The sequence below is a fragment of the Enterobacter sp. HK-058-C-ECC genome, assembly GCF_047531125.1.
Taxonomy (GTDB): Bacteria; Pseudomonadota; Gammaproteobacteria; order Enterobacterales; family Enterobacteriaceae; genus Enterobacter; species Enterobacter quasiroggenkampii.
This window is the reverse complement of the sequence record NZ_JBLKCH010000001.1, coordinates 39761-63425: the sequence shown is the minus strand read 5'-3', so window position 1 is coordinate 63425 and position 23665 is coordinate 39761. Positions and strand designations below refer to the sequence as shown.

General features: G+C 57.2%; 18 protein-coding genes and 1 CRISPR repeat array. Of the genes, 10 read left to right on the top strand and 8 right to left on the bottom strand.

Features of this window, described 5'->3' with window-relative positions; translation table 11 throughout:
• Nucleotides 1-10 precede the first annotated feature (10 nt).
• Complete coding sequence (clpS, locus tag ACMWJS_RS00325; protein WP_006174393.1) at nt 11-331, bottom strand: ATP-dependent Clp protease adapter ClpS; 321 nt, start codon at nt 329-331, stop codon at nt 11-13.
• Nucleotides 332-598: 267 nt separating this feature from the next.
• On the opposite strand from clpS, the gene cspD reads away from it, so the two are divergent.
• Nucleotides 599-820 (top strand): cold shock-like protein CspD, encoded by a 222-nt coding sequence (cspD, locus tag ACMWJS_RS00320; RefSeq protein ID WP_008499993.1) that lies wholly within the window; start codon nt 599-601, stop codon nt 818-820.
• 70 nt (nt 821-890) lie between these two features.
• Here cspD and macB read toward each other — a convergent pair whose 3' ends face one another.
• Entirely contained in the window at nt 891-2831 is a 1941-nt protein-coding gene (gene macB, locus ACMWJS_RS00315; protein ID WP_414746431.1) for a macrolide ABC transporter ATP-binding protein/permease MacB, read from the bottom strand.
• Nucleotides 2828-3943, bottom strand: a complete 1116-nt coding sequence (macA, locus tag ACMWJS_RS00310; RefSeq protein ID WP_414746430.1) for a macrolide transporter subunit MacA — start codon at nt 3941-3943, stop codon at nt 2828-2830. Before macA ends, macB begins: the two co-directional genes overlap by 4 nt.
• A 159-nt stretch (nt 3944-4102) precedes the next feature.
• Between macA and ACMWJS_RS00305 the strand changes: the two genes are divergently transcribed.
• Nucleotides 4103-5059 (top strand): VirK/YbjX family protein, encoded by a 957-nt coding sequence (locus ACMWJS_RS00305; protein WP_334763213.1) that lies wholly within the window; start codon nt 4103-4105, stop codon nt 5057-5059.
• Here ACMWJS_RS00305 and ACMWJS_RS00300 read toward each other — a convergent pair.
• The gene (locus ACMWJS_RS00300; protein ID WP_414746429.1) at nt 5056-6714 is read right to left on the bottom strand and encodes an ATP-dependent endonuclease; all 1659 of its coding nucleotides are present in this window, start codon (nt 6712-6714) and stop codon (nt 5056-5058) included. The two genes, ACMWJS_RS00305 and ACMWJS_RS00300, sit on opposite strands and share 4 nt — an antisense overlap.
• 290 nt (nt 6715-7004) lie before the next feature.
• Between ACMWJS_RS00300 and aqpZ the strand changes: the two genes are divergently transcribed.
• From aqpZ to hcr, 4 genes are all read left to right on the top strand, one after another.
• Nucleotides 7005-7700, top strand: a complete 696-nt coding sequence (aqpZ, locus tag ACMWJS_RS00295) for an aquaporin Z (RefSeq protein ID WP_008499998.1) — start codon at nt 7005-7007, stop codon at nt 7698-7700.
• 170 nt (nt 7701-7870) lie between these two features.
• Nucleotides 7871-8770: a lysine exporter LysO family protein gene (locus tag ACMWJS_RS00290; RefSeq protein ID WP_048027153.1), complete on the top strand. Its 900-nt coding sequence runs from the start codon at nt 7871-7873 to the stop codon at nt 8768-8770.
• A 144-nt stretch (nt 8771-8914) separates the two neighbouring features.
• A complete protein-coding gene (gene hcp, locus ACMWJS_RS00285) occupies nt 8915-10567 on the top strand; it encodes a hydroxylamine reductase (protein ID WP_414746428.1) in 1653 nt (550 codons plus the stop codon).
• A 10-nt stretch (nt 10568-10577) separates the two neighbouring features.
• Nucleotides 10578-11546, top strand: coding sequence for an NADH oxidoreductase (gene hcr / locus ACMWJS_RS00280; protein WP_414746427.1), 969 nt, complete (start codon nt 10578-10580; stop codon nt 11544-11546).
• Between the two features lie 146 nt (nt 11547-11692).
• Nucleotides 11693-12081: a CRISPR direct-repeat array (repeat unit 28 nt; unit sequence TTTCTAAGCTGCCTGTACGGCAGTGAAC).
• A gap of 165 nt (nt 12082-12246) precedes the next feature.
• Here hcr and ACMWJS_RS00275 read toward each other — a convergent pair.
• Nucleotides 12247-12681, bottom strand: coding sequence for a DoxX family protein (locus tag ACMWJS_RS00275; RefSeq protein WP_045908406.1), 435 nt, complete (start codon nt 12679-12681; stop codon nt 12247-12249).
• Nucleotides 12682-12832: 151 nt separating this feature from the next.
• Here ACMWJS_RS00275 and poxB point away from each other — a divergent pair, with 151 nt between their 5' ends.
• The 4 genes from poxB (at nt 12833) to ACMWJS_RS00255 (ending at nt 18144) form a co-directional block, all read left to right on the top strand.
• Entirely contained in the window at nt 12833-14551 is a 1719-nt protein-coding gene (poxB, locus tag ACMWJS_RS00270; protein ID WP_023343670.1) for a ubiquinone-dependent pyruvate dehydrogenase, read from the top strand.
• Between the two features lie 38 nt (nt 14552-14589).
• Nucleotides 14590-15591, top strand: coding sequence for a low-specificity L-threonine aldolase (gene ltaE / locus ACMWJS_RS00265; RefSeq protein ID WP_045908408.1), 1002 nt, complete (start codon nt 14590-14592; stop codon nt 15589-15591).
• A 10-nt stretch (nt 15592-15601) separates the two neighbouring features.
• Nucleotides 15602-17038 carry a DUF2867 domain-containing protein gene (locus ACMWJS_RS00260; RefSeq protein WP_414746426.1) on the top strand — a complete coding sequence of 479 codons (1437 nt, stop codon included), beginning with the start codon at nt 15602-15604 and terminating at the stop codon, nt 17036-17038.
• Nucleotides 17039-17130: 92 nt separating this feature from the next.
• Nucleotides 17131-18144, top strand: a complete 1014-nt coding sequence (locus ACMWJS_RS00255) for an NAD-dependent epimerase/dehydratase family protein (protein ID WP_032649241.1) — start codon at nt 17131-17133, stop codon at nt 18142-18144.
• A gap of 113 nt (nt 18145-18257) precedes the next feature.
• Here the strand turns inward: ACMWJS_RS00255 and ACMWJS_RS00250 are convergent, their stop codons facing one another.
• The 3 genes from ACMWJS_RS00250 to ACMWJS_RS00240 all read right to left on the bottom strand — a co-directional run bounded on the left by ACMWJS_RS00250 (nt 18258) and on the right by ACMWJS_RS00240 (nt 23504).
• On the bottom strand, nt 18258-20069 hold the full coding sequence (locus ACMWJS_RS00250) for a chitinase (protein ID WP_045908411.1): 1812 nt from the start codon (nt 20067-20069) through the stop codon (nt 18258-18260).
• Between the two features lie 150 nt (nt 20070-20219).
• The gene (gene iagB / locus ACMWJS_RS00245; RefSeq protein WP_048027141.1) at nt 20220-20654 is read right to left on the bottom strand and encodes a type III secretion system invasion protein IagB; all 435 of its coding nucleotides are present in this window, start codon (nt 20652-20654) and stop codon (nt 20220-20222) included.
• Nucleotides 20655-20789: 135 nt separating this feature from the next.
• A complete protein-coding gene (locus ACMWJS_RS00240) occupies nt 20790-23504 on the bottom strand; it encodes a glycosyl hydrolase family 18 protein (protein ID WP_414746425.1) in 2715 nt (904 codons plus the stop codon).
• Nucleotides 23505-23665: the final 161 nt, after the last annotated feature.

Here is a 23665-nt window from a genome sequence, read left to right as displayed (position 1 = left end):
TTATGCCTTATCAGGCCTTTTCCAGCGTACACAGCAACGGATGCTCGTTCTCCCTCGCATAGTCGTTCACCATCGCCACTTTGGTTTCCGCCACTTCGGCAGTGAAGATGCCGCAGATAGCTTTGCCGCGATAATGAACGGTAAGCATCAGTTGCGTTGCACGTTCTACATCATAAGAAAAGAACTTTTGTAGCACGTCAATAACAAATTCCATCGGCGTGTAATCATCGTTCATTAACATAACTTTATACATAGATGGCGGTTTTAGCGCGTCACGCACTTTGTCTTCCGCCAGCTGGTCAAAATCCAGCCAGTCGTTGGTCTTACCCATTTTGCATAACCACTTTGAATCTACCTCAGATGTTAGATAACAATCATCTATTACTGTCATCCGCGATGTCTGTCACAAACTGTTGCAATAGCGTTAACTGCTTCAAACTTTGGTTGATTATTGTCCCATCTCCAGCGCCAAACGCTTGACGACTTCTTTCGTTTCTCTAAATTGTACAAGCGTGAGATGGCGAGGTTTTGAACAGCCCCCACTCCACCACCGGTTCATTCCATCTTAACTTATAAGATTTACGAAGGATGTCGAAGCATGGAAATGGGTACTGTTAAGTGGTTCAACAACGCCAAAGGGTTTGGCTTCATCTGCCCCGAAGGCGGCGGCGAGGATATCTTCGCTCACTATTCCACCATTCAGATGGATGGTTACAGAACGCTCAAAGCCGGGCAGTCCGTCCGGTTCGATGTCCACCAGGGACCAAAAGGCAATCATGCAAGCCTTATCGTCCCCATTGAAGCAGAGACGGTTGCATAGCTCTCTGTTTTATTGTGTACATCCCGCAGTCAAAATGCCAGCCCGATCGGCTGGCATTTTTATTTTCGGGTTATTCCCGAGCCAGCGCATCCACCGGATCCAGCCGCGCCGCGTTGCGGGCGGGCAACCAGCCAAACAAAATGCCGGTAAAGGTCGAACACAAGAATGCGGTAATAATGGCCACCGGCGAGAAGCCAATCTCCCAGCCGGGTAAAAAGAGCTGGAGCGCGAAGGCGATCATCATCGAGAGCGCAATCCCCATCGCACCGCCGACCAGACACACCAGCACGGCTTCAATCAAAAACTGCTGCAGCACGTCGCTGGCTCTGGCCCCGACCGCCATGCGGATGCCAATCTCCCGGGTTCGCTCGGTTACCGACACCAGCATGATGTTCATCACCCCGATACCGCCGACGACCAGCGAAATCACCGCCACCAGCGTGAGGAACAGCTGAAGAGTACGTGTGGTCTTTTCCGCCGTTTTCAAGAGGCCGTCCATATTCCAGGTGAAGAAATCTTTCTTCCCGTGGCGCAGGATTAACAGCCGCTCAAGCTGCTGCTCGGCCAGCGCGCTGTCGTAGCCCTCCTTCACGCGTACGGTGATGGAGTTGAGCCAGGACTGCCCCATAATCCGCCCGGAGATAGTGGTATAGGGCAGCCAGACGCGCAGGATCTTGCTGCTGCCAAACATCGACTGTTTCTCTTCCGCCACGCCGATGACCGTGGCAGGCATGTTGCCGACCAGGATCACTTCGCCCACCACGTTGGCTTTATTGGGGAAGAGCTGTCTGCGCGAATTCGCGTCCAGCACCACCACCTGCGCCCTGCCCGCCAGCTGCTCGGCGTTGAAGGTGGCGCCTTCGCTGAAGGTCATGCCGTAGACGTTGAAATAATCCCCGCTGACGCCGTTCGCGCTGGCAGCCACGTCAACATTGCCCACCCGCAGGCGCAGATTCTGCGACACCGCAGGCGTGGCGGAGTTGACCCACGGCTGCTTCTGAATGGCCGCCAGATCGTCGTATTTCAGCGCCTGCTGATACTGCGGCTCGTCGTCCCCGAAGTCTTTGCCGGGATAGACGTCAATGGTATTGGTGCCGATTGCGCGGATATCGGCCAGCACCAGCTGCTTGGCCGCATCGCCCACCACCACAATCGACACCACCGAGGCAATACCGATGATGATGCCGAGCATCGTCAGCAGGGTACGCATTTTATTGGCCGCCATCGCCAGCCAGGCCATGGTCAATGCTTCACGAAAGCCGCTGGAGAATTGCCCCCATCCGGTTGATGCCGGAAGCACTTCTTTCGGCGCCGCAGCCCTGGACTCACGCGGCGGCGGGTTGCTGACCAGCTCGCCGTCATGGATCTCAATGATCCGTTCCGCCTGCGCCGCCACCTGCGGATCGTGGGTCACGATGATGACGGTGTGCCCCTGATCGCGAAGCTGGTGCAGGATCGCCATCACCTCTTCGCCGGAATGGCTGTCGAGTGCGCCGGTTGGCTCATCCGCGAGGATCACCTGCCCGCCGTTCATCAGGGCGCGGGCAATACTCACGCGCTGCTGCTGGCCGCCGGACAGCTGCGAAGGCTGGTACTCCACCCGCTCTGCCAGCCCCAGACGCGTCAGCAGCATCTGCGCGCGCTCGAGCCGTTTTTTCCGCTCGACGCCCGCATAGACCGCCGGAACTTCCACGTTCTGCGCGGCATTGAGGTGAGAAAGCAGATGGTAACGCTGGAAGATAAAGCCGAAGTGCTCCCGACGCAGCTTCGCCAGCGCGTCGCCATCCAGCGTGGAGATATCCGTTCCGGCCACGCGATAGGTCCCGCTGGTCGGCTTATCCAGACAGCCGAGAATGTTCATCAGCGTCGATTTACCGGAACCCGATGCCCCGACAATCGCCACCATCTCGCCCGCTTCTACCCGAAGGGAGATGCCTTTTAGCACCTCCACCGGGCCATCGCCCGACGGATAGCTGCGGCGAATGTCCTTCAGCTCAAGCAATGCGGTCATTTCGCGGCTCCGGGCAGGCTTTCACTGACAACAACCTCCTCGCCCTCTTCCAGCCCTTTCACCACCACCACGTCGGTGTCATTGCGCGCGCCAATCACCACTTCACGCTCGCGCGTTTCGCCGTTGCGCAGCACTTTCACTTTATAGCGACTCTCCCCGACGGATTCACCCAGCGCAGAGAGCGGAATGGTCAGCACGTTCTTCAGACCGGTCAGCTGAATATGCACCTGCGCGGTCATGTCGAGACGCAGCACGCCCTTCGGGTTCGGCACTTCAAAACGGGCATAGTAGAAGATGGCGTCGTTCACTTTTTCCGGCGTCGGCAGAATGTCCTTCAGCACGCCTTCGTAGCGCGTCTGCGGGTCGCCCAGCACCGTAAACCAGGCGTTCTGCCCCGGCTTCAGATGGATCACATCCGCCTCGGAGACCTGGGCTTTGACCAGCATGGTGCTCATGTCCGCCAGCGTCAGAATGTTTGGCGCCTGCTGCGCGGCAATCACCGTCTGCCCCTGCAGCGTGGTAATCTGAGTGACCTCACCGGCCATCGGCGCCACGATCTGGGTGTAGTCGAGGTTGGTTTTCGCCGTATCCAGCGAGGCCTGATTGCGTTTGATTTGCGCGTCAATCGTGCCAATCTGCGCCTGCTTCACCGCCAGTTCCGTGGTGGCCGTGTCTAAATCCTGCTTCGAGATCGCCTGGGTTTTGGCCAGCGCCTGCTGACGGGTCAGCGTCACCTGGGCCAGGTTACGCTCTGCCTGCGCCTGCGCACGCTGCGCGCGCAGCTCCATCAGGGTGGCTTCCACCTCGCGGATCTGGTTCTCAGCCTGTTCAGGATCGATCACGCCGAGCAGCTGGCCTTTTTTCACCTTATCGCCAATCTCAACCGACAGCGTTTTCAGCTGACCGCTGACCTGCGCGCCGACGTCAACCTTGCGCAGGGCATCAAGCTTGCCCGTCGCGAGGACGTTTTGCTGCAGTTCGCCCGGGCGAACAATCAGCGTCTGATACTGCGGCACCGGCGCATTCAGCACCTGCCATAGCCAGTATCCACCGGCTAACACCACGACCGCCAGCAGCAGAAACAGCGTTCTGCGTTTTCCCTTGAGGTTCATAAATATTCCAAATAAATGTTCTGGCAATGATAAATGCTGATTCTATCTAAACGACTCCTCAACGAAACCCCTGTTCTCCGAAATCGTCACAATTTGTTTACGAGACGTTGAACGTTCGCCTGCTGAAATAGAAATCTTCATCAAGAAGCAGGATCTAACATGTCTTCCATCGTCGATACACCTTTTTCAAACCTGCCACAGCCTGCATCGGGTTGGCAGCTCTTCAGTCATCTGGCTTCCGGTAAGCTCATGCCAGGGCTGGCGTGGCAAAACCCCGCCTATCGACGTAAATTCATGCTACGTTCGCTGGCGACGCCTGTAAGTACCGCTCGCCTGTTGACGAGCCTTGCAAAACAGCCGAGCCTGATGCAAATGCTGCAGGTACAGCCAGGACTGCCGTGCCGTCTGCATCGCCCCTGGCTGACGGTGAATATGAATCGCCAGCAGGCCCTCGAGTCCCTTAACTGGCACTATCAAACGATGAGCCGCCATATGCCGGCATCGCTGCTCTCGGGCTATCTGTCGAAAAAGGGCTTCACGCTGCTCACCTTAACCGGTAAAGATGAAGAGCAATTTACCGTCCGCCTGTGCGCCGATGCGTTTCTGGATAAAGAAGGGGAAGCCACCCTCGCCTTCTGCGACCATCAGAATACGGTGCTGGCCGAGATGACCTTCACCCTGTGCCAGTTTGAGGGAAAATCGACGCTGTTTATTGGCGGCCTGCAGGGCGCAAAAGCCCACGTTCCCCATGAGCTGATCCAGGGCGCGACGAAGGCCTGCCATGGTCTGTTCCCGAAACGTCTGCTGGTCGAAGCCGCCATGACGCTCGGCACCGCCTTCCCGGTAGAACAGATTGTCGCCGTCAGTAACGACACCCATATTTATCGCAGCTGGCGCTACCGCAAGAAAAAAGAGGGGAAACTGTTGGCCGATTACGACAGTTTCTGGATCTCCATCGGCGGTGAAAAGCAGGATAGCGGCAACTTTATGCTGCCCCTCGTCATGCCGCGCAAACCAATGGAAGAGATCGCGAGCAAAAAGCGTTCCGAATATCGCCGCCGCTACGCGCTGCTGGATAGCCTGATTCAGCAGGTGAACCAGGCGACTCAACGTTAATCCGCTCTCCCGCGTGCCAGCCACAGCACGCGGGAGAACATCTTCCGCAGCAGGGTCGGCACCGCCTCCACGCCCCGTCTCCCCGCTTCCGTTGCCACTTCAATGGCTAAATCCGGTTTTGAAGAACGATGAATAGCTTTGGCGATCACGCGCCGCATGTTCATCGGGACATCGACCGGCACCATGGCAATTCGGTGGAATACGTCGTCGAACCCCTGACGATACATAAAGTGCTCCATGTCCATGGCGGGCAGCATGGTTAAATGGTCGCGCTCTTCTTCTCGCTCGTTATTCAGCAGGCTGCGTACGGTCGAGGCATATTTTTTGCCCGCCTCATCACCGTCGACCAGAACGTGCCACTCGATCCCCATCCGGCGGGCAAATTTTATCAGCGGCTTTAATCCCGACTGGGCGAATTCAATCACCTTAATGCCTTCCGCATCAAAATGGTGGCCGCACTGGCGCGCCAGTTCGTTGATGACCCAGGTTTCCGTCTCGCCTTCCACCAGCAGCCAGCAGCGGGCAAAGAGCGACGACGCGCGGTTAAAGCGAATATGAAACGCGATGCGCCGCCCGTCTTCCGCGTTCAATCCCCCCGGCCCTAAGCGGTAGGCGGAGACGCGGGAAGATTCACGCACCAGACGACAGACGTGCTCTACCGGCGTCAGCGATAATAATTCACCGGAATTGGTGGTCGTAATGCGCTGGAGCGGCAGCAGGTTCAACAGATGCCATGCCACGGAGAGCATGATGGGATGCAGGCGCGTTTCCGGGTCTTCCACCAGCAGCAGCGGCCGGGCGTCCCGGTCAAGACGAACCGTGCCTTTGGCCTGCAGAAGCGTTGAAAACAGCCCCAGCAAAATCACCCGATGGGTACGACCGCCGGGCCGGTCGATCATCCGGTTAATGATATCGAGGTAGCGCCAGCTGCGCTGCTCGTCATGAGAGCGGCGGCGCATCAGGCGATGGCGCGACTCCGACGTCCCCTGCTCGGAAAAATAGTGCTCCAGAAGCTGTACCATGGCGGACAGCCCCTGACGAATTTGACCGTCGGTCAGATTTTGCGGACGCGACACCAGCTCTCTTGCCAGAAAATCCAGTTCGCGGGCGGTAACTTCCACTTCTGGCATATTCGGGACGGTACCGTTACGAATACGCCGCATAAAACGCGCATCGCGCAGGCGCAACACCGGCGTCAGGCGGATCAGGTTGCGGGCCAGATCGTCGATATTGTCCAGCGGGATCGGACTGGCTTTCTCATCAAGAAAATCACGCAGGGTCAACACGCCCTCGTTTTCCGCCATCTCCCCTTCCAGCCGGTAGAATATCCGGTGGAAACCGTCATCGCACGGCACCCAGCAGGGTGACAGCGGGCGGAAGCGACGCACCCGATGGCGTCCGGGTTCGGATTCGCGGAACGTCAGGATGATATGCAGATGCTTCTCGCGCCCCGTCACGTCGCCGGGCGGGAACCAGAAATCATCGCGAACGAAGTGATACAGATCGTCTTCGGGCGAAAGCAGTAACGTCAGCGCATCCAGCAGGCTGGACTTACCCCAGGCGTTCTCGCCGATCAGGACGTTGTTCTGTTCCAGCTGCAGCGACAGGCGGTTAATACCGCGAAACCCGACAATTTCCACACGTTCGAGAAGCATAAATCCCCCGCGCAATGAACACTTTTTCCTTTAAGTTATCAGCAGTATAGCGGGAGGCGCCCTGTCACGACAGCACAACATTCACCGTGTCGAGAATTGGTCTATGCTCTATTTACCGCTGATTTGAACAAGGATTGACATCACATTGCCTTAAATCAAATTAATCGAATTTATTTAAGTGGCGAAGGGGTGTTGTTGGTTTTTAAAATACGGACTCTTTGAGTCGTCATCCCTTTATGGCGATATATCCCGCGCGCGGGAAAGCGTGCGGAAAATTATTTGAGGTGGTTATGTTTAGAAAATTGGCTGCAGAATGCTTTGGTACATTCTGGCTGGTATTTGGTGGCTGCGGTAGCGCCGTTCTGGCAGCAGCATTCCCGGAATTAGGTATCGGTTTTGTCGGCGTCGCGCTGGCATTTGGTTTGACCGTATTAACCATGGCCTTTGCCGTGGGGCATATTTCCGGCGGTCATTTTAACCCGGCAGTAACGTTAGGTTTATGGGCCGGTGGTCGTTTTCCGGCGAAAGAGGTGATTGGTTATATTGTCGCCCAGGTGGTTGGCGGTATTATCGCAGCGGGCGTTCTGTACGTGATTGCCAGCGGTAAAGCCGGGTTCGACGCGGCGGCCAGCGGCTTCGCCTCTAACGGCTTCGGCGAGCATTCTCCGGGCGGTTATTCCATGCTGTCTGCCATCGTGATTGAAATTGTGCTGACCGCAGGCTTCCTGCTGGTGATCCACGGCGCAACCGACAAACACGCTCCAGCAGGCTTTGCCCCTATTGCGATTGGTCTGGCGCTGACCCTTATTCACCTGATTTCGATTCCGGTCACCAACACCTCCGTTAACCCGGCACGCAGTACCGCCGTCGCCATCTTCCAGGGCGGCTGGGCGCTTGAGCAGCTGTGGCTGTTCTGGGTCATGCCGATTATTGGCGGTATCCTGGGTGGCGTGCTGTACCGCACCCTGTTGGAAAAACGCGATTAATTGCGCGTGGTGTCGGGCGGCGCTAACGCTTACCCGACCTACGTGAGAGTGCACTTGTAGGCCGGGTAAGGCGCAGCCGCCACCCGGCTTTTTTATTGCTCCTTTACCTGACAGCCTTTATTGGGTAGTGTCTCTGGCGCTCAACAGATACTCAAAAGGACCGGCTGTTCATGTTTTCAGGACTCCTCATTATTCTGCTGCCCCTGATTGTGGGCTACCTTATTCCGCTGCACAGAGAATCTGCATTACGGCTCATCAACCGTTTTCTCAGCTGGATTGTTTACGTCATTCTTTTCTTTATGGGGATAAGCCTGGCCTTCCTGGATAATCTGGCGACGAATTTGCTTTCCATCCTGCATTATTCGGTGGTCACCGTGGTGGTTATTTTGCTGTGTAATATCGCCGCATTATTCTGGCTTGAGCGCACCGTTCCGTGGAAAAACCATCATCATCAGGAAAAGCTGCCTTCCCGAATTGCGATGGCGCTGGAATCATTAAAACTGTGCGGCGTCGTGGTGCTCGGTTTTCTTCTTGGGCTGACCGGATGGGCGTTTTTACAGCACGCGACAGAGGCCAGTGAATATACGCTGATCTTCCTGCTGTTCCTGATCGGTATCCAACTGCGAAATAATGGCATGACGCTGAAGCAAATTGTTCTGAACCGTCGGGGAATGATGGTCGCGGTCATTGTTATCGCCAGTTCCATGGTGGCGGGCGTGATTAACGCTTTTATTCTCGACCTGCCGCTGAAAACCGGCCTCGCGATGGCGTCAGGTTTTGGCTGGTATTCCCTCTCCGGTATTTTGCTGACCGAATCATTCGGTCCGGTGATCGGCAGCGCCGCCTTCTTTAACGATCTGGCGCGCGAGCTGATCGCCATAATGCTGATCCCGGGACTGGTTCGCCGCAGCCGCTCTACCGCGCTGGGCCTGTGCGGCGCGACGTCGATGGACTTTACCCTGCCAGTGTTACAACGCTCTGGCGGGCTGGAGATGGTGCCCGCCGCCATCGTTCACGGCTTTATTTTAAGCCTGCTGGTTCCGGTTCTGATGGCCGTCTTCTCGGCCTGATACTTCTTTGGCGGTAGGGTTCCTGCCGCCAAAATTGCGCTAAATCAATCTCCCTCTATTTTGTAGTAAAAAGCCCTTTTCACCGTTCTGGCACAGGCATAACCTTAAACATGTATATTAAATATAACTTTAACAGGTGTGATTATGTTTTGTGTGCAATGTGAACAAACCATCCGTAACCCGGCAGGCAATGGCTGCTCTTACGCACAGGGTATGTGCGGCAAAACCGCAGAAACATCTGACCTTCAGGACCTGCTGATTGCGGCCCTGCAAGGCCTTTCCGCATGGGCGTTTAAAGCCCGCGAATATGGCATCATCGACCACTACGTCGACAGCTTCGCCCCGCGCGCCTTCTTCTCCACGCTGACCAACGTTAACTTCGACTCTCCGCGCATTGTTGGCTATGCCCGCGAAGCCATTGCCCTGCGTGAAGCGCTGAAGGCGCAGTGTCTGAAGGCGGATGCCAGCGCCCGCGTGGAAAACCCGATGTCAGACCTTCAGCTGGTGAGCGACGATCTGGGCGAGCTGCAGCGTCAGGCGGCAGAATTCACGCCGAATAAAGACAAAGCGGCGATTGGCGAGAACATTCTCGGCATTCGCCTGCTGTGCCTGTACGGCCTGAAAGGCGCGGCAGCCTATATGGAGCACGCGCACGTGCTCGGTCAATACGACAACGACATTTACGCGCAATACCATAAAATCATGGCGTGGCTGGGCACCTGGCCTGCCGATATGAACGCGCTGCTGGCATGCTCGATGGAAATCGGGCAGATGAACTTCAGGGTGATGAGCATTCTGGACGCGGGTGAAACCGGCACCTACGGCCATCCGACCCCAACGCAGGTCAACGTCAAAGCGACCGAGGGTAAATGTATCCTGATCTCCGGCCATGACCTGAAAGATCTCTACAACCTGCTGAAGCAGACCGAAGGCACCGGCGTTAACGTCTATACCCACGGTGAAATGCTGCCGGCGCACGGCTATCCGGAGCTGCGTAAGTTTAAGCACCTGATCGGTAACTACGGCAGCGGCTGGCAGAACCAGCAGGTGGAATTTGCCCGCTTCCCTGGCCCTATCGTGATGACCTCTAACTGCATCATCGACCCGACCGTGGGCGCGTATGACGACCGCATCTGGACCCGCAGCATCGTCGGCTGGCCGGGCGTGAGCCATCTTGAAGGTGACGATTTCGGTCCGGTGATAGCGCAAGCGCAGCAGATGGCAGGCTTCCCGTACAGCGAGATCCCGCATCTGATCACCGTCGGCTTCGGTCGTGAAACCCTGCTCGGTGCCGCCGATTCGCTGATCGACCTCGTCAGCCGTGAAAAGCTGCGCCACATCTTCCTCGTCGGCGGCTGCGACGGCGCGCGCGGCGAGCGTAACTACTTCACCGATTTCGCCACCCGCGTGCCGGAAGACTGCCTGATCCTGACCCTGGCGTGCGGCAAATACCGTTTCAACAAGCTGGACTTCGGCGACATCGAAGGTCTGCCGCGCCTGATCGATGCGGGCCAGTGTAACGATGCTTATTCGGCCATCATTCTGGCCGTTACCCTGGCGGAGAAACTGGGCTGCGGCGTGAACGACCTGCCGCTGTCGCTGGTGCTCTCGTGGTTTGAGCAGAAAGCGATTGTCATTCTGCTGACCCTGCTCTCTCTGGGCGTGACCAACATCGTGACTGGCCCGACCGCGCCAGGCTTCCTGACTCCGGACCTGCTGGCGGTGCTCAATGAAAAATTCGGTCTGCGCTCCGTGACCAACGTTGAAGACGATATGAAGCAGCTGCTGAGCGCGTAAGGAGTAACTCATGACCATGCCAACCTCACACTGCCCGTGGCGCATGCAGGTTCATCACATCCATCAGGAGACGCCGGATGTGTGGACGCTGTCGCTGCTGTGCCACGACTACTATCCGTACCGTGCGGGTCAGTATGCGCTGGTTAGCGTTCGCCATTCGGCAGACACCCTGCGCGCCTACACCCTTTCTTCCACGCCGGGCGTGAGCGAGTACATCACGCTTACCGTCCGTCGCATTGAAGGCGGAGCCGGTTCAGAATGGCTGACCCGGGACGTGAAGCGCGGGGATTATATCTGGCTGTCCGATGCGCAGGGTGAGTTCACCTGTGACGACAAAGCGGAAGAGAAATTCCTACTGCTGGCGGCAGGCTGTGGCGTAACGCCGATTATGTCAATGCGCCGCTGGCTGGCCAAACACCGCCCGCAGGCCGACGTGCAGGTGATCTTCAGCGTGCGCTCTCCGGACGATGTCATTTTTGCCGAGGAGTGGCGTGATTATCCGGTGACGCTGGTGGCTGAGCACAACGCGACGCACGGTTTTGTGCCCGGTCGCCTGAGCCGCGATCTGCTGCAAAGCGTGCCGGACATCGCGAACCGCACCGTGATGACCTGCGGCCCGGCGCCGTACATGGCTATCGTGGAAGAAGATGTGAAAGCGCTCGGCGTGACCCGCTTCTTCAAAGAGCAGTTCTTCACGCCGGTGGCGGAAGCAGCAACCAGCGGGATTCAGTTCACCAAACTGCAGCCTGCGCAGACCTTCTTTGGCCGCGTGGGGACCACGCTGCTGGAGGCGCTGGAAAGTAACCACGTGCCGGTGGTAGCGGCCTGCCGCGCCGGGGTGTGCGGCTGCTGTAAAACGAAGGTGGTTTCCGGGGAGTACACCGTGACCAGCACCATGACGCTGTCCGACGCGGAAATTGCCGAGGGTTACGTGCTGGCGTGCTCTTGCCATCCGCAGGGGGATTTGGTTCTCGCATAAACGATAAACGTTCGTTCGTAGGCCCGGTAAGCGTCAGCGCCACCGGGCTTTTTTGCCGGGTGGCACTGCGTTTACCCGGCCTACGTTGTGCCTACTGCCTGTTCGGCATTCGACCCTAACCACCGACGCTTACCCGGCTGAAGTGCTTTCTAAGCTGCCTGTACGGCAGTGCAGCCTTAGCTAGAGCCTTAAGGTTTTCATGTGATTTTCTAAGCTGCCTGTACGGCAGTGAACAAAACGTTCGGCGTATATCCGGAAATCCCGGAATTTCTAAGCTGCCTGTACGGCAGTGAACGTTTTTTCAGTAAATACGACGCCATCTTTTTTTTTCTAAGCTGCCTGTACGGCAGTGAACTGCTCATCTCTACTCGTGCCTGTAACTGTATATTTCTAAGCTGCCTGTACGGCAGTGAACGTATGTAAAAATCACTTGCGCCCTGTTCCGGGTTTCTAAGCTGCCTGTACGGCAGTGAACAGAGCGCGGAGACGTTACTGATAGTGGGCAACTTTCTAAGCTGCCTGTACGGCAGTGAACTGGAACAATCTACACCTATCTTCTTGTGATATAAAGAAATCCCCCTAAAATTCTCCGTAAACCCTTTTTTCACCATCAACAATTCACCGTTGTGAAATCAACAAGTTAAAACTCAACAATAAAAAAGGGTCCGTAGACCCCTTCCCTCGGAACAGATTCCAACCCCTACCGCCACGCAGGCGCTTTCCCCAGCGCAAACCGCCCTGCGCCTAAAAACGCCACCGCCAGCGAGCCGATAAAGAAGTACACCAGGCTTTCAATCGCCCATGCGCCAACCTTATCAAGGGCGAGCGTTTCCCCCATTCCCACCATCAGCCATGCCACGATCATCGTAAACGCCAGCACCAGCGCGGCCGGGCGCGTAAAGAGCCCGACAATAATCAGGATCGGCGCCACCACTTCGCCAATCAACACGCCGTAGGCAATAAACCCCGGCAGCCCTTTCTCCACCAGCATGCCGCTGATAAAGCCCACCCCACCAAACAGCTTATGCAAACCGTGAAAGAGCATCAGCCCGCCGACGGCAAGTCGTAACAAGAGTTTGCCAAGATCGTCGCACGATAGCTTTTCATTAACAGCAATTAACAATGATTTAACCATTTGAAATGATTCCTGTTTTCACTGAGGTATCACCAGATTATGCCGAATAATTGTGCGTGAAAAGCACCTTTTAATTGGGGGGATTTGACGGGCAATACGGAGACTTTCTTCTAAGCTTGTAAGCGTTATCACAAAAAGGAGACGGACAACCATGAAACAAACCGTGGCTGCATATATAGCGAAAACGCTCGAACAGGCTGGCGTAAAACGTATCTGGGGCGTCACCGGCGATTCCCTGAACGGACTCAGCGACAGCCTTAACAAGATGAAGACCATCGAATGGATGCCGACCCGCCATGAAGAGGTTGCCGCGTTCGCCGCAGGCGCTGAAGCGCAGCTTACCGGTGAACTGGCCGTCTGCGCCGGATCCTGCGGGCCGGGTAACCTGCACCTGATCAACGGTCTCTTCGACTGTCATCGTAATCACGTGCCGGTGCTGGCGATTGCCGCCCACATCCCCTCGTCCGAAATCGGCAGCGGCTATTTTCAGGAGACGCATCCGCAGGAGCTGTTCCGTGAATGCAGCCACTATTGCGAACTGGTTTCATCCCCGGAGCAGATCCCGCAGGTGCTGGCGATCGCCATGCGCAAGGCCGTGCTGAATCGCGGCGTTTCGGTGGTCGTTATTCCGGGCGACGTGGCCCTCAAGGCTGCGCCAGAAGGGGCCAGCACCCACTGGTATCACGCGCCGCAGCCGGTGGTGACGCCAGCCGAGGAGGAGCTGAAAAAGCTGGCGCAGCTGCTGCGTTACGCCAGCAATATCGCCCTGATGTGCGGCAGCGGCTGCGCGGGCGCGCACAAGGAGCTGCTGGAATTTGCCGGTAAGCTGAAAGCGCCAATCGTCCACGCCCTGCGCGGCAAAGAGCACGTCGAATACGATAACCCGTACGATGTGGGCATGACCGGACTGATCGGTTTTTCTTCCGGCTTCCACACCATGATGAACGCCGACACGCTGATCCTGCTCGGCACCCAGTTCCCGTACCGCGCGTTCTACCCGACGGACGCCAAAATCATTCAGATTGATATCAACCCGGCCAGCATCGGCGCGCACAGCAAGGTCGATATGGCGCTGGTGGGCGACATCAAATCCACCCTTGCCGCCCTGCTGCCGCTGCTGGAAGAGAAAACCGATCGCAAGTTCCTCGATAAAGCGCTAAGCGACTATCGCGATGCCCGCAAGGGTCTGGACGATCTCGCCAAACCGAGCGACAAAGCCATTCACCCGCAGTATCTGGCGCAGCAGATCAGCCATTTCGCGGACGACGATGCCATTTTCACCTGCGACGTAGGCACGCCAACCGTCTGGGCGGCACGCTACCTGAAAATGAACGGCAAGCGCCGTCTGCTCGGCTCGTTCAACCACGGCTCGATGGCCAACGCCATGCCGCAGGCGCTGGGCGCAAAAGCGACAGCGCCGGAGCGCCAGGTGGTGGCGATGTGCGGCGACGGCGGGTTCAGCATGCTGATGGGCGATTTCCTGTCGGTGGTGCAGATGAAGCTTCCGCTGAAAATCGTGGTCTTTAACAACAGCGTGCTGGGCTTCGTGGCGATGGAGATGAAGGCCGGCGGCTATCTGACGGACGGCACCGAGCTACACGACACCAACTTTGCCCGCATCGCCGAGGCCTGCGGCATCACCGGCATTCGCGTGGAGAAAGCGTCCGAGGTGGATGAAGCCCTGCAGCGCGCCTTCTCCATCGACGGCCCGGTACTGGTGGATGTGGTCGTCGCCAAAGAGGAGCTGGCGATCCCGCCGCAGATCAAGCTTGAACAGGCCAAAGGCTTTAGCCTGTACATGCTGCGCGCGATCATCAGCGGGCGCGGTGACGAGGTGATCGAACTGGCAAAAACCAACTGGCTCAGGTAAAACATCTGGCATCGCCTTTTTAAATATAAGGACATGCCATGATTGATTTACGCAGTGATACCGTTACCCGCCCGAGTCGCGCCATGCTCGAAGAGATGATGGCCGCCCCGGTCGGGGACGACGTCTACGGCGACGACCCGACGGTCAACGAACTGCAGCGCTATGCCGCAGAGCTGAGCGGAAAAGAGGCCGCCCTGTTCCTGCCCACCGGCACGCAGGCCAACCTGGTGGCGCTGCTCAGCCACTGCGAGCGCGGTGAAGAGTACATTGTCGGCCAGGGCGCGCATAACTACCTCTACGAAGCCGGCGGTGCCGCGGTGCTCGGCAGCATTCAGCCGCAGCCGATTGACGCCGCGCCGGACGGCACCCTGCCCCTTGATAAGGTCGCGGCGAAAATAAAAGCCGACGATATTCACTTTGCCCGCACCAGGCTGCTCAGCCTTGAAAACACCCACAACGGCAAAGTGCTGCCGCGCGAATATCTGAAAGCCGCATGGGAGTTTACCCGCGAACGCAGGCTGGGCCTGCACGTGGACGGCGCGCGTATCTTTAACGCCGTGGTGGCGTACGGCTGCGAGCTGAAAGAGATTACGCAATACTGCGACTCATTCACCATCTGCCTCTCTAAAGGGCTGGGCACCCCAGTGGGTTCCCTGCTCGTCGGCAATGCGGACTACATCAAGCGTGCCAACCGCTGGCGCAAAATGACCGGCGGCGGCATGCGTCAGGCGGGTATTCTGGCAGCTGCGGGGCTGTATGCCCTGAAAAACAACGTGGCGCGTCTGAAGGACGATCACGACAACGCCGCGTGGATGGCGGCGCAGCTGCGTGAAATTGGCGCCGACGTGATGCGCCACGACACTAACATGCTGTTCGTTCGCGTGGGCGATGACCACGCTGCTGCGCTTGGCGAGTTCATGAAAGCACGTGGCGTGCTGATCAACGCCTCGCCTGTCGTGCGTCTGGTCACGCATCTCGACGTCAGCCGCGAGCAGCTGACCGACGTGGTGAAACACTGGCAGGCGTTTTTACAGCGATAAGGAGCAGCACGTGCCGCAACGCATTCTGGTGCTCGGCGCCAGCGGGTATATCGGTCAGCATCTCACCGCGGCGTTAAGCCAGCAGGGGCACCAGGTGCTGGCTGCGGCACGCAACACCGAACGCCTGCAAAAACTCAGTTTAGCGGGCGTTACCTGTCACAACGTTGACCTCAACTGGCCGAAGTCACTTCCCGCGCTGCTGGACGGGGTCGACACCCTTTACTACCTGGTGCACAGCATGGGCGAAGGCGGGGATTTTATCGCCCACGAGCGTCAGGTGGCGATGAACGTCCGCGATGCCCTGCTGCAAACCCCGGTGAAGCAGGTGATTTTTCTCAGTTCACTCCAGGCACCTGAACACGAGCAGTCCGATCACCTGCGCGCCCGCCAGCTGACGGCGGACATCCTGCGGGGGGCCAATATCCCCGTCACAGAACTGCGCGCCGGGATCATCGTCGGCGCAGGCTCTGCCGCCTTCGAAGTGATGCGCGATATGGTCTACAACCTGCCGGTGCTCACGCCGCCGCGCTGGGTCCGTTCGCGCACCACGCCGATTGCGCTGGAGAACCTGCTGCATTATCTGGTGGCCCTGCTGGATCATCCGGCGGAACAACACCGCGTGCTCGAGGCGGCAGGCCCGGACGTACTGAGCTATCAGGAGCAGTTCGAACATTTCATGCGCGTCAGCGGACGCCGCCGCTGGCTGATCCCCATTCCCTTCCCGACCCGCTGGATTTCGGTGTGGTTTTTGAATGTGATCACCTCGGTGCCGCCGACGACCGCCAAAGCGCTTATTCAGGGGCTGAAGCATGATTTACTGGCCGACGATCGCGCGCTGCGCGCCTTAATTCCCCAGGACCTGATCCGCTTTGACGATGCCGTGCGCAATACGCTCAAGGAAGAAGAAAAGCTGGTGAACTCCAGCGACTGGGGTTACGACGCCCAAGCCTTTGCCCGCTGGCGGCCGGAGTATGGTTATTACCCGAAACAGGAGGGCTGTACGGTGAAAACCGACGCCAGCCTGGCCGCGCTGTGGGAGGTGGTGAACCAGATTGGCGGCAAAGAACGGTATTTCTTCGGTAATCTCCTCTGGCAAACGCGCGGGGCAATGGACCTGCTGGTGGGCCACCGGCTGGCAAAAGGCCGCCCGGCACGCCCGTATCTTGAGGTGGGTGACGCGGTTGACAGCTGGAAGGTGATCATCGTCGAACCGGAAAAACAGCTGGCACTGCTGTTCGGCATGAAAGCCCCGGGGCTGGGCCGACTCTGCTTTACCCTGAAAGACAAAGGCGATCATCGTGAACTGGACGTCCGCGCATGGTGGCATCCGCACGGAATGCCGGGTCTGTTCTACTGGCTGTTGATGATACCTGCCCACCTGTTTATCTTCCGGGGCATGGCGAAACGCATTGCGCAACGGGCAGAACAAAAGACGGAAAAGATCTAAATAAAACTCTCTTTCTTTCACCTTTCCCATTGCATAGCGCCGTAATTCACGAAAGAATGCGCACGAAATTCTTTTCAACACAGTGGATAGCTATGAAGGTACTGGTTACCGGGGCGACCAGCGGCTTAGGCCGAAATGCGGTCGAATTTCTGCGCAATAAAGGCATCAGCGTCAGGGCTACCGGTCGCAACGAAGCGATGGGTAAACTGCTGCAAAAAATGGGCGCAGAGTTCGTCCATGCCGACCTGACGGAGCTCGTCTCCTCGCAGGCGAAGGTGATGCTCGCCGGTATCGACACGCTATGGCACTGTTCCAGTTTTACCTCCCCGTGGGGGACCCAGGAAGCCTTCGATCTCGCCAACGTGCGGGCCACCCGCCGTCTGGGTGAATGGGCCGTTGCCTGGGGCGTGCGTAACTTTATTCATATCTCGTCACCGTCACTCTATTTCGACTATCACCACCATCGCGACGTGCAGGAAGATTTCCGCCCTGCCCGCTTTGCCTGTGAATTTGCCCGCAGCAAGGCGGCCAGCGAAGAGGTCATTGACCTGCTGGCGCAGTCAAACCCGCATACCCGCTTTACGGTCCTGCGTCCGCAGAGCCTGTTCGGGCCGCACGACAAGGTATTTATTCCCCGTCTGGCGCAGATGATGCACCACTACGGCAGCGTGCTGCTGCCGCGCGGCGGCGATGCGCTGGTGGATATGACCTATTACGAAAATGCCGTTCACGCCATGTGGCTGGCCAGCCAGCCGGACTGCGATAAGCTGATCTCCGGTCGTGCCTATAACATCACTAATGGCGAACCCTGCACGCTGCGCAGCATTGTGCAGCGGCTGATCGACGAGCTGCAGATCGACTGCCGTATCCGTTCTGTTCCCTATCCCATGCTGGATATGATTGCCCGCAGCATGGAGCGCTTTGGCAGTAAAACAGCCAAAGAGCCTGCGCTGACGCATTACGGCGTTTCTAAACTCAACTTTGACTTCACGCTGGATATTTCGCGGGCGGAGAATGAGCTGGGGTATAAACCGGTTGTGACGCTGGATGAAGGGATTATGCGCACGGCGGCGTGGTTACGGGATCACGGGAAGCTTCATCGCTAGCCTTTTTGCCCGGTGGCGGCTTCGCCTTACCGGGCCTACAACTGCTCCGTACTGCCCCCTCGCCCCATTAGCCTCATGTACGAAAACGGCAACCCGAGGGTTGCCGTTTGCTTTTACAGAGCTGTCCAGGCATCTGCCCACGCCAGGCCAGCGCCTGGTTCGTAGTATGCCGGAGAGTTGTTACACCAGCCGCTGTACGGGAACGGTTTGCACTGGAACAGTTTACCGTGGTTGTTCACGATATCACCTGCGTTGTACTTACTGTTCGCGCTCCACGCGGCGTAAGAGCCGGAAGTGCCTTCGTCCTTAGACGTGGCTTTCGCTTTCACGTTCAGCAGGTAGGACGTGGTGCTGGTCAGTTCGCCATCGCTGACGGTCAGGCCGATTTCGTACTGCTGAGCCGTTGCAGACTCTGGTGCCTTGAAGGTCACCACCGCTTTGTCCTGACCGGTCACGGTCTGGCCATCCTGGGAACGCCAGGTGTAGGTCAGCTTGTTACCGTCGGCGTCTGTGGAGCCTTCCGCGCTCAGGGAAACCTGCGCACCCGCTTCAACCGCCCCGATTGGGCCCGCAATCTGCGCTACAGGGGCGTGATTCACGGTTGCCGGTTCAACAGGGGTGGTATCTTCCGCTGGCGTGGTATCCGCTGGCGGCGTGGTGTCTGCCGGAGTTTTGTCTTCGCCTGGGGTCACTGCCGAGCCGTCATCGTTAATGATGTTCACGTTATAGAACTTCTTAACGCAGTTGGTGTAGTCACCCTCTTTGAACGCGCTGAACGGCGTCTGGTAACCCACCAGCTGGCAGGAGTAGGTCTTACCGTCCGGCGTATCCGGACTCCATCCCCAGTCCTGCTCCCAGTAGATCTTCAGCGCGCCGGAGCCGCCTTCATCGAACTGCTTCATGTTGGCGCAGCCCAGCACTTCATTCGCCGGAACTGGCACTTTCAGGTAGTTCGCGAACTCTTTATAGTACTTGATGCGGTTTTCAGACTGGGCAATCTCGGTCGGGCCGCCGCACTCTACGCCACCGTTGATGATCTGGGTGGTCACGCCGAAGCCAGGAACCAGTCCGTTGGCTTTATCGTGATCGTTTGGCTGCCAGGTGCCGTCGATAACCTGCAGCATGCTTGGTTTTGGCGGCTGCGGATAGGCGAAGAAGAAGATCGCACTCGCCAGGTTCAGCCAGGTATCCGCCACCAGCTCAGGCTTGTCGAGCAGGGTGCGGACGGTGCCAAACATCGCTTCCGAGAACGGACCGTAGTTGTAGTTGTAAGACAGCTGCTTCGCGCCGCGGCCAAAGTAGCTTACGAAGTCGCCGTCTTTGTCCTTACCGCATGGCCAGGTCTGTCCCTGCCAGATGTCAGGGTTACATTCGCCGTTATAGCCGCCTTTCTGGCCTTCAGTCCAGCCCATTTCACGAACGTGAACCAGGGCCTGACGCCATTCGGCTTCCGGACGCCAGCTTTCATGACCGCCGGTTTCCTGCGCAAAGTGGGCAAACATGGTCGCCAGCTCTTTGCGGCAGATGGCGTCGCTGTCGCGACCATCGTTATAGGTCTTACACAGTGCCGGGAATTTACCAACAGCCTTCAGGAAGTTACTGTAGGTGTAAGACTGAGCGCGCAGCGGGAAGAGATATTCCCAGTCACTGGCCTTCACGATCCCTTCAACGCGCTTGACGTTGTCAGGGTTCGACGCACGACCTGGCTCAATCTGCTCAACGAGGCTGTTGTCCAGAGTCGCAATGGTGTCTTTCACCGAAACCATCAGCGGGAAATTGGTCAGCTCTTTTTCCTTTTTCGCCAGATCGCTGGCTTTCATGGTGTACGGCTCGCTGCTGGCCGCCTGCAGTGATGCAGCCTGCGCCATAAAGGGTGCAATGCATGCTCCCGCCACGAGAACGCTCAGTAATGTCCTTTTCGTCATTTCAAATAATCCTGTATTTAAGCAACTAGGGTGAGTACATTCCCGGCTTATGTATTACTCCCTTAATAAATAAGCCTGAGAGTGTGGTTCTTTTTCATTTTCTGAAGAACACCAAAAGGAATTCTTCAAAAAACAAAAATGACGCCATCGTTATTTACCCGACTTTATTTGCTGATACTTCGCCCACACTTTATGGGCATAACGCATGCGCTGCGGATAATTTTCTTTTTTCAACCCGGCGTTATAGGCACCTACCGCTTCCCAGTTATAGCCATACACTTTTATCATTCCGGACAGGATGGACGCGCCGACCATAATGGAGGTACAGGGCTCAGTCATAAGCTGGTTCTCATCAATCCCCTGACGCTCTAACTCGCTGAAGTGCGAGCTATTAATCTGCATCAACCCGACGTCACGCGTGCCGTCGTGGTTCCAGCCTACCGCGTAGGGATTCATTCCGGATTCCACTTTGGCAATCGCATATAACAGCCACGGATCGACGTGATAATAATGTCCGGCGTTATCCCAACAGTTCGCAAATACGCTTTGACTAAACAGCAGTAAAAATAAAATCACGCGTTTCATGAGCACCTGCTCTTAAATACTGAACCTCTTCCTGCTCATAATTAGCGATCATTCTGAAGTGTTGGTCACACCCGAAGTGGGGTGTGACCAACCATTGCGGGTTGATATCATTCCCGCAATTCACGGTTCAGAAGGTTATTTGCAATCGGTTGATGCGCCTTCTTTCACCCATACGTCGCTGTTGGCCGGGTTATCACCCTGCGTCCACCATTTCGCACGGTAAACGTTGCCCTGGTAGGTCGTGGTTTCGCCGCCGTTATATGCCAGGTCAGAGCGCCAGTTCATCTTCACGTTGCTTACCATTTCCCATGCGTCCACACCGAAGTCAGGCTGGTTGCCCTGCGTCCAGTATTTCGCTTTCCACACCAGATGGTCGAAGCTGACGGTATCGCCCGTGTTGTAGATTTTGCTGGATTCCCACGCCGGATATTTGCTGGCGTTGGCGTCAACAGGCTTATCGCAGCTGCCGGTCGCCGTCCCTTCATCAGATGGCGGGGTCACCTCGTCTGACGGTGGCGTTACTTCATCCGCAGGCGGGGTGACGTCTTCTGCCGGAGGCGTCACTTCGTCAGCCGGTTTTGGCGTGACCACGACCTGGACGTTGGACTGAACGCTGGTCTTGCCATCGCTCACCACCACGCTCAGGGTATAGGACGACTCAGAGCTCACCTCAGGCGCGGTGATGTTCACGTTCGCGCTATCGGTACCGGTCGCGTGCATATCAGCCGGTACGCTCCAGGCGTAGGTCAGCGCATCACCGTCTGGATCCGCCGCCTGCGCGTGCAGGGCATAAGTTTCGCCTGCCTGCAGGGTGACGTTCTGCATTGGGTTAATCACCGGCGCCTGGTTCGCTTTTGGCGCTTTGTTAACGACCTGAACATCAGCGGAGTTGCTCAGCCCCTTCGCGTCGGTCACGGTCAGTCGGAACGCCAGCGTCTGGTTGCTGGTGACGGCCGCCACGTTGAAGGAAGCCTTCGCTTTGGTGCTGTTGGTGAGGGTCACCGATGGGCCAGAGATCTGGGTCCATTTGTAGGTGATGGCATCACCGTCTGGATCGGTTGAAGCCGAACCGTCCAGGGTCACGGTAGCCGGACCGGTTACCGTCTGGTCAACCGCGGTGGCAACCGGCGCATGGTTGGTCACGACCGGATCAACTGGCGCAGAGCCGCCCATCAGGCTTTCGTTCATCGCGTTCAGGATGTCGCCGGTATCGGAGTCGATAGACCAGGCGAAGAGGCCGCCCAGTTTTTTCGACAGCACGTACTTCCCTTTTGCCGTGGTAGAGCGTGCATCTTCATAGGAGATCAGATCACCCGTTGTCTTATTGAAGACATACGGCGCTTCGGCAGTCGCATCGTAGCCGGATTCCCAGCCTGGCTTGCCTTTGTACTCGTTCATAATCTGACGATAGTCCACCACGCCCGGTTCCCAGGTGCCTTTTACCATGCCGGTTGCGGTACCGGTGAACGGATTGTCGCCGGTGTAGCCATGCACGCCCGTCCAGCCGCGGCCATACATGCCCGCACCCACCACGATCTTGCCTGGCTGTACGCCCTGAGCAAGCAGCGCGTCCACGCCGTTCTCGGTGGTGTAGTTCGTGTCCGGACGCCATGACGGCGCGCGCAGCGCGGCCTGATGGCCCAGCTCGGTGTTGCTCCAGCCGCCGTAGAAGTCGTAGCTCATCAGGAAGATATGGTCGAGATCGCGCTGAGCGGTGGTGTAATCCACGTCTTCAATCTTATCGCGGCCTGCGCCAATGGCACTGGTCAGCTCATAGGTACGACCCGTCTGCGCGGAGAGCTCGTTCAGCATGGTACGCAGATCGTGAATCAGCGCCGTGTAGGTGGCTTTATCCTGCTGCGGATTGCCTTTGGTTTCAGTCACACCGCCGCCGCCCGGGAATTCCCAGTCGATGTCCACGCCGTCAAAGAATTTCCAGGTCTGCAGGAACTCCTTCACGGAGGCCACGAAGCGAGAGCGGATTGCCGGGTCGCCCATGTGGTAGAACGGGTCGGACAGGGTCCAGCCGCCGATGGATGGCAGCACTTTCAGGTCAGGATGCGCTTTTTTCAGCGCCATCAGCTGGCCAAAGTTCCCTTTATACGGGTCGTCCCAGTCGGCGACGCCCGCCTGCGGTTTTTGCAGAGCAGCCCACGGGTCATGGATGGCCACGGTAAAGTCTGGACGTCCGGCGCAGTCGCGCTGCAGCACGGAGAAGCTGTTGCCGCCCTCAACGGTTTTCAGGCCGTCGTTAATGCCGTCGCCGCCACAGATTGGAATGAAGCCATAGAGGATGTGGTTAAGGTTTGCAGCCGGGATTTTATCAACCGGGAAGTTACGATCGTAAACGCCCCATTCAGGGAAGTACGCCGCAACCACTTTATCAGGATGTTTGGCGAACGTTTTGTTGTTCTCCTGGAGCGGTGCGTTCAGCGGCAGCAGATGGCTGCCGTCAGTGTCCGCAACGATGATCAGCTTGCTGGCGCTTTTGGTACAGCCGCTGGCGTTACAGGCTTCCACCTGTTCCTGATAACGTCCGCCTTTTTTCACCTTAAAGGTGGCTGAGCCGCTTGCACCGGCTGCTCCGGTCCACACGGTTTGACCATCGAGCAGCACTTTTGCAGAGGTTGGCGCGTCGCCGCTCCACACGTTCCACTCGACTTTCACATCCACGCCGTCGTTATGCACCTTGACGAGGCTGTTGTAATCCTGCGCGGCCTGATCCACTTCCACCAGCGCAAATTTGTCATTGCCGTAGCCGATGGTCGGTGCACCTGGCGCAGCTGCGAATGCAGAACCGGTTGCCGCTGCAATAAAGAGCGCCAGATATTTAGGCTTAATAAATTTCATTTTTATTTCCTGATAAATTTATTCGTAAACGTAATTGACCCATATCTTCCTTTAAAACATGGAATATTATTCACATAGTGCGTTTTTTAAATACGCAGACAGCCGTTACCCAAACCTTAAAGACGCGTTGTATTCCTCCATTAAAAGATACAAGCTAAAAC

What these genes read in the sequence shown, in the direction of transcription:
- macB (WP_414746431.1), bottom strand. Translation starts at nt 2,831, where the DNA reads ATGACCGCATTGCTTGAGCTGAAGGACATTCGCCGCAGCTATCCGTCG.
- ACMWJS_RS00250 (WP_045908411.1), bottom strand. Translation starts at nt 20,069, where the DNA reads ATGACGAAAAGGACATTACTGAGCGTTCTCGTGGCGGGAGCATGCATT.
- ACMWJS_RS00255 (WP_032649241.1), top strand. Translation starts at nt 17,131, where the DNA reads ATGAAGGTACTGGTTACCGGGGCGACCAGCGGCTTAGGCCGAAATGCG.
- ACMWJS_RS00240 (WP_414746425.1), bottom strand. Translation starts at nt 23,504, where the DNA reads ATGAAATTTATTAAGCCTAAATATCTGGCGCTCTTTATTGCAGCGGCA.
- cspD (WP_008499993.1), top strand. Translation starts at nt 599, where the DNA reads ATGGAAATGGGTACTGTTAAGTGGTTCAACAACGCCAAAGGGTTTGGC.
- hcp (WP_414746428.1), top strand. Translation starts at nt 8,915, where the DNA reads ATGTTTTGTGTGCAATGTGAACAAACCATCCGTAACCCGGCAGGCAAT.
- aqpZ (WP_008499998.1), top strand. Translation starts at nt 7,005, where the DNA reads ATGTTTAGAAAATTGGCTGCAGAATGCTTTGGTACATTCTGGCTGGTA.
- hcr (WP_414746427.1), top strand. Translation starts at nt 10,578, where the DNA reads ATGACCATGCCAACCTCACACTGCCCGTGGCGCATGCAGGTTCATCAC.
- ACMWJS_RS00305 (WP_334763213.1), top strand. Translation starts at nt 4,103, where the DNA reads ATGTCTTCCATCGTCGATACACCTTTTTCAAACCTGCCACAGCCTGCA.
- macA (WP_414746430.1), bottom strand. Translation starts at nt 3,943, where the DNA reads ATGAACCTCAAGGGAAAACGCAGAACGCTGTTTCTGCTGCTGGCGGTC.
- iagB (WP_048027141.1), bottom strand. Translation starts at nt 20,654, where the DNA reads ATGAAACGCGTGATTTTATTTTTACTGCTGTTTAGTCAAAGCGTATTT.
- ACMWJS_RS00290 (WP_048027153.1), top strand. Translation starts at nt 7,871, where the DNA reads ATGTTTTCAGGACTCCTCATTATTCTGCTGCCCCTGATTGTGGGCTAC.
- poxB (WP_023343670.1), top strand. Translation starts at nt 12,833, where the DNA reads ATGAAACAAACCGTGGCTGCATATATAGCGAAAACGCTCGAACAGGCT.
- ACMWJS_RS00300 (WP_414746429.1), bottom strand. Translation starts at nt 6,714, where the DNA reads ATGCTTCTCGAACGTGTGGAAATTGTCGGGTTTCGCGGTATTAACCGC.
- clpS (WP_006174393.1), bottom strand. Translation starts at nt 331, where the DNA reads ATGGGTAAGACCAACGACTGGCTGGATTTTGACCAGCTGGCGGAAGAC.
- ltaE (WP_045908408.1), top strand. Translation starts at nt 14,590, where the DNA reads ATGATTGATTTACGCAGTGATACCGTTACCCGCCCGAGTCGCGCCATG.
- ACMWJS_RS00275 (WP_045908406.1), bottom strand. Translation starts at nt 12,681, where the DNA reads ATGGTTAAATCATTGTTAATTGCTGTTAATGAAAAGCTATCGTGCGAC.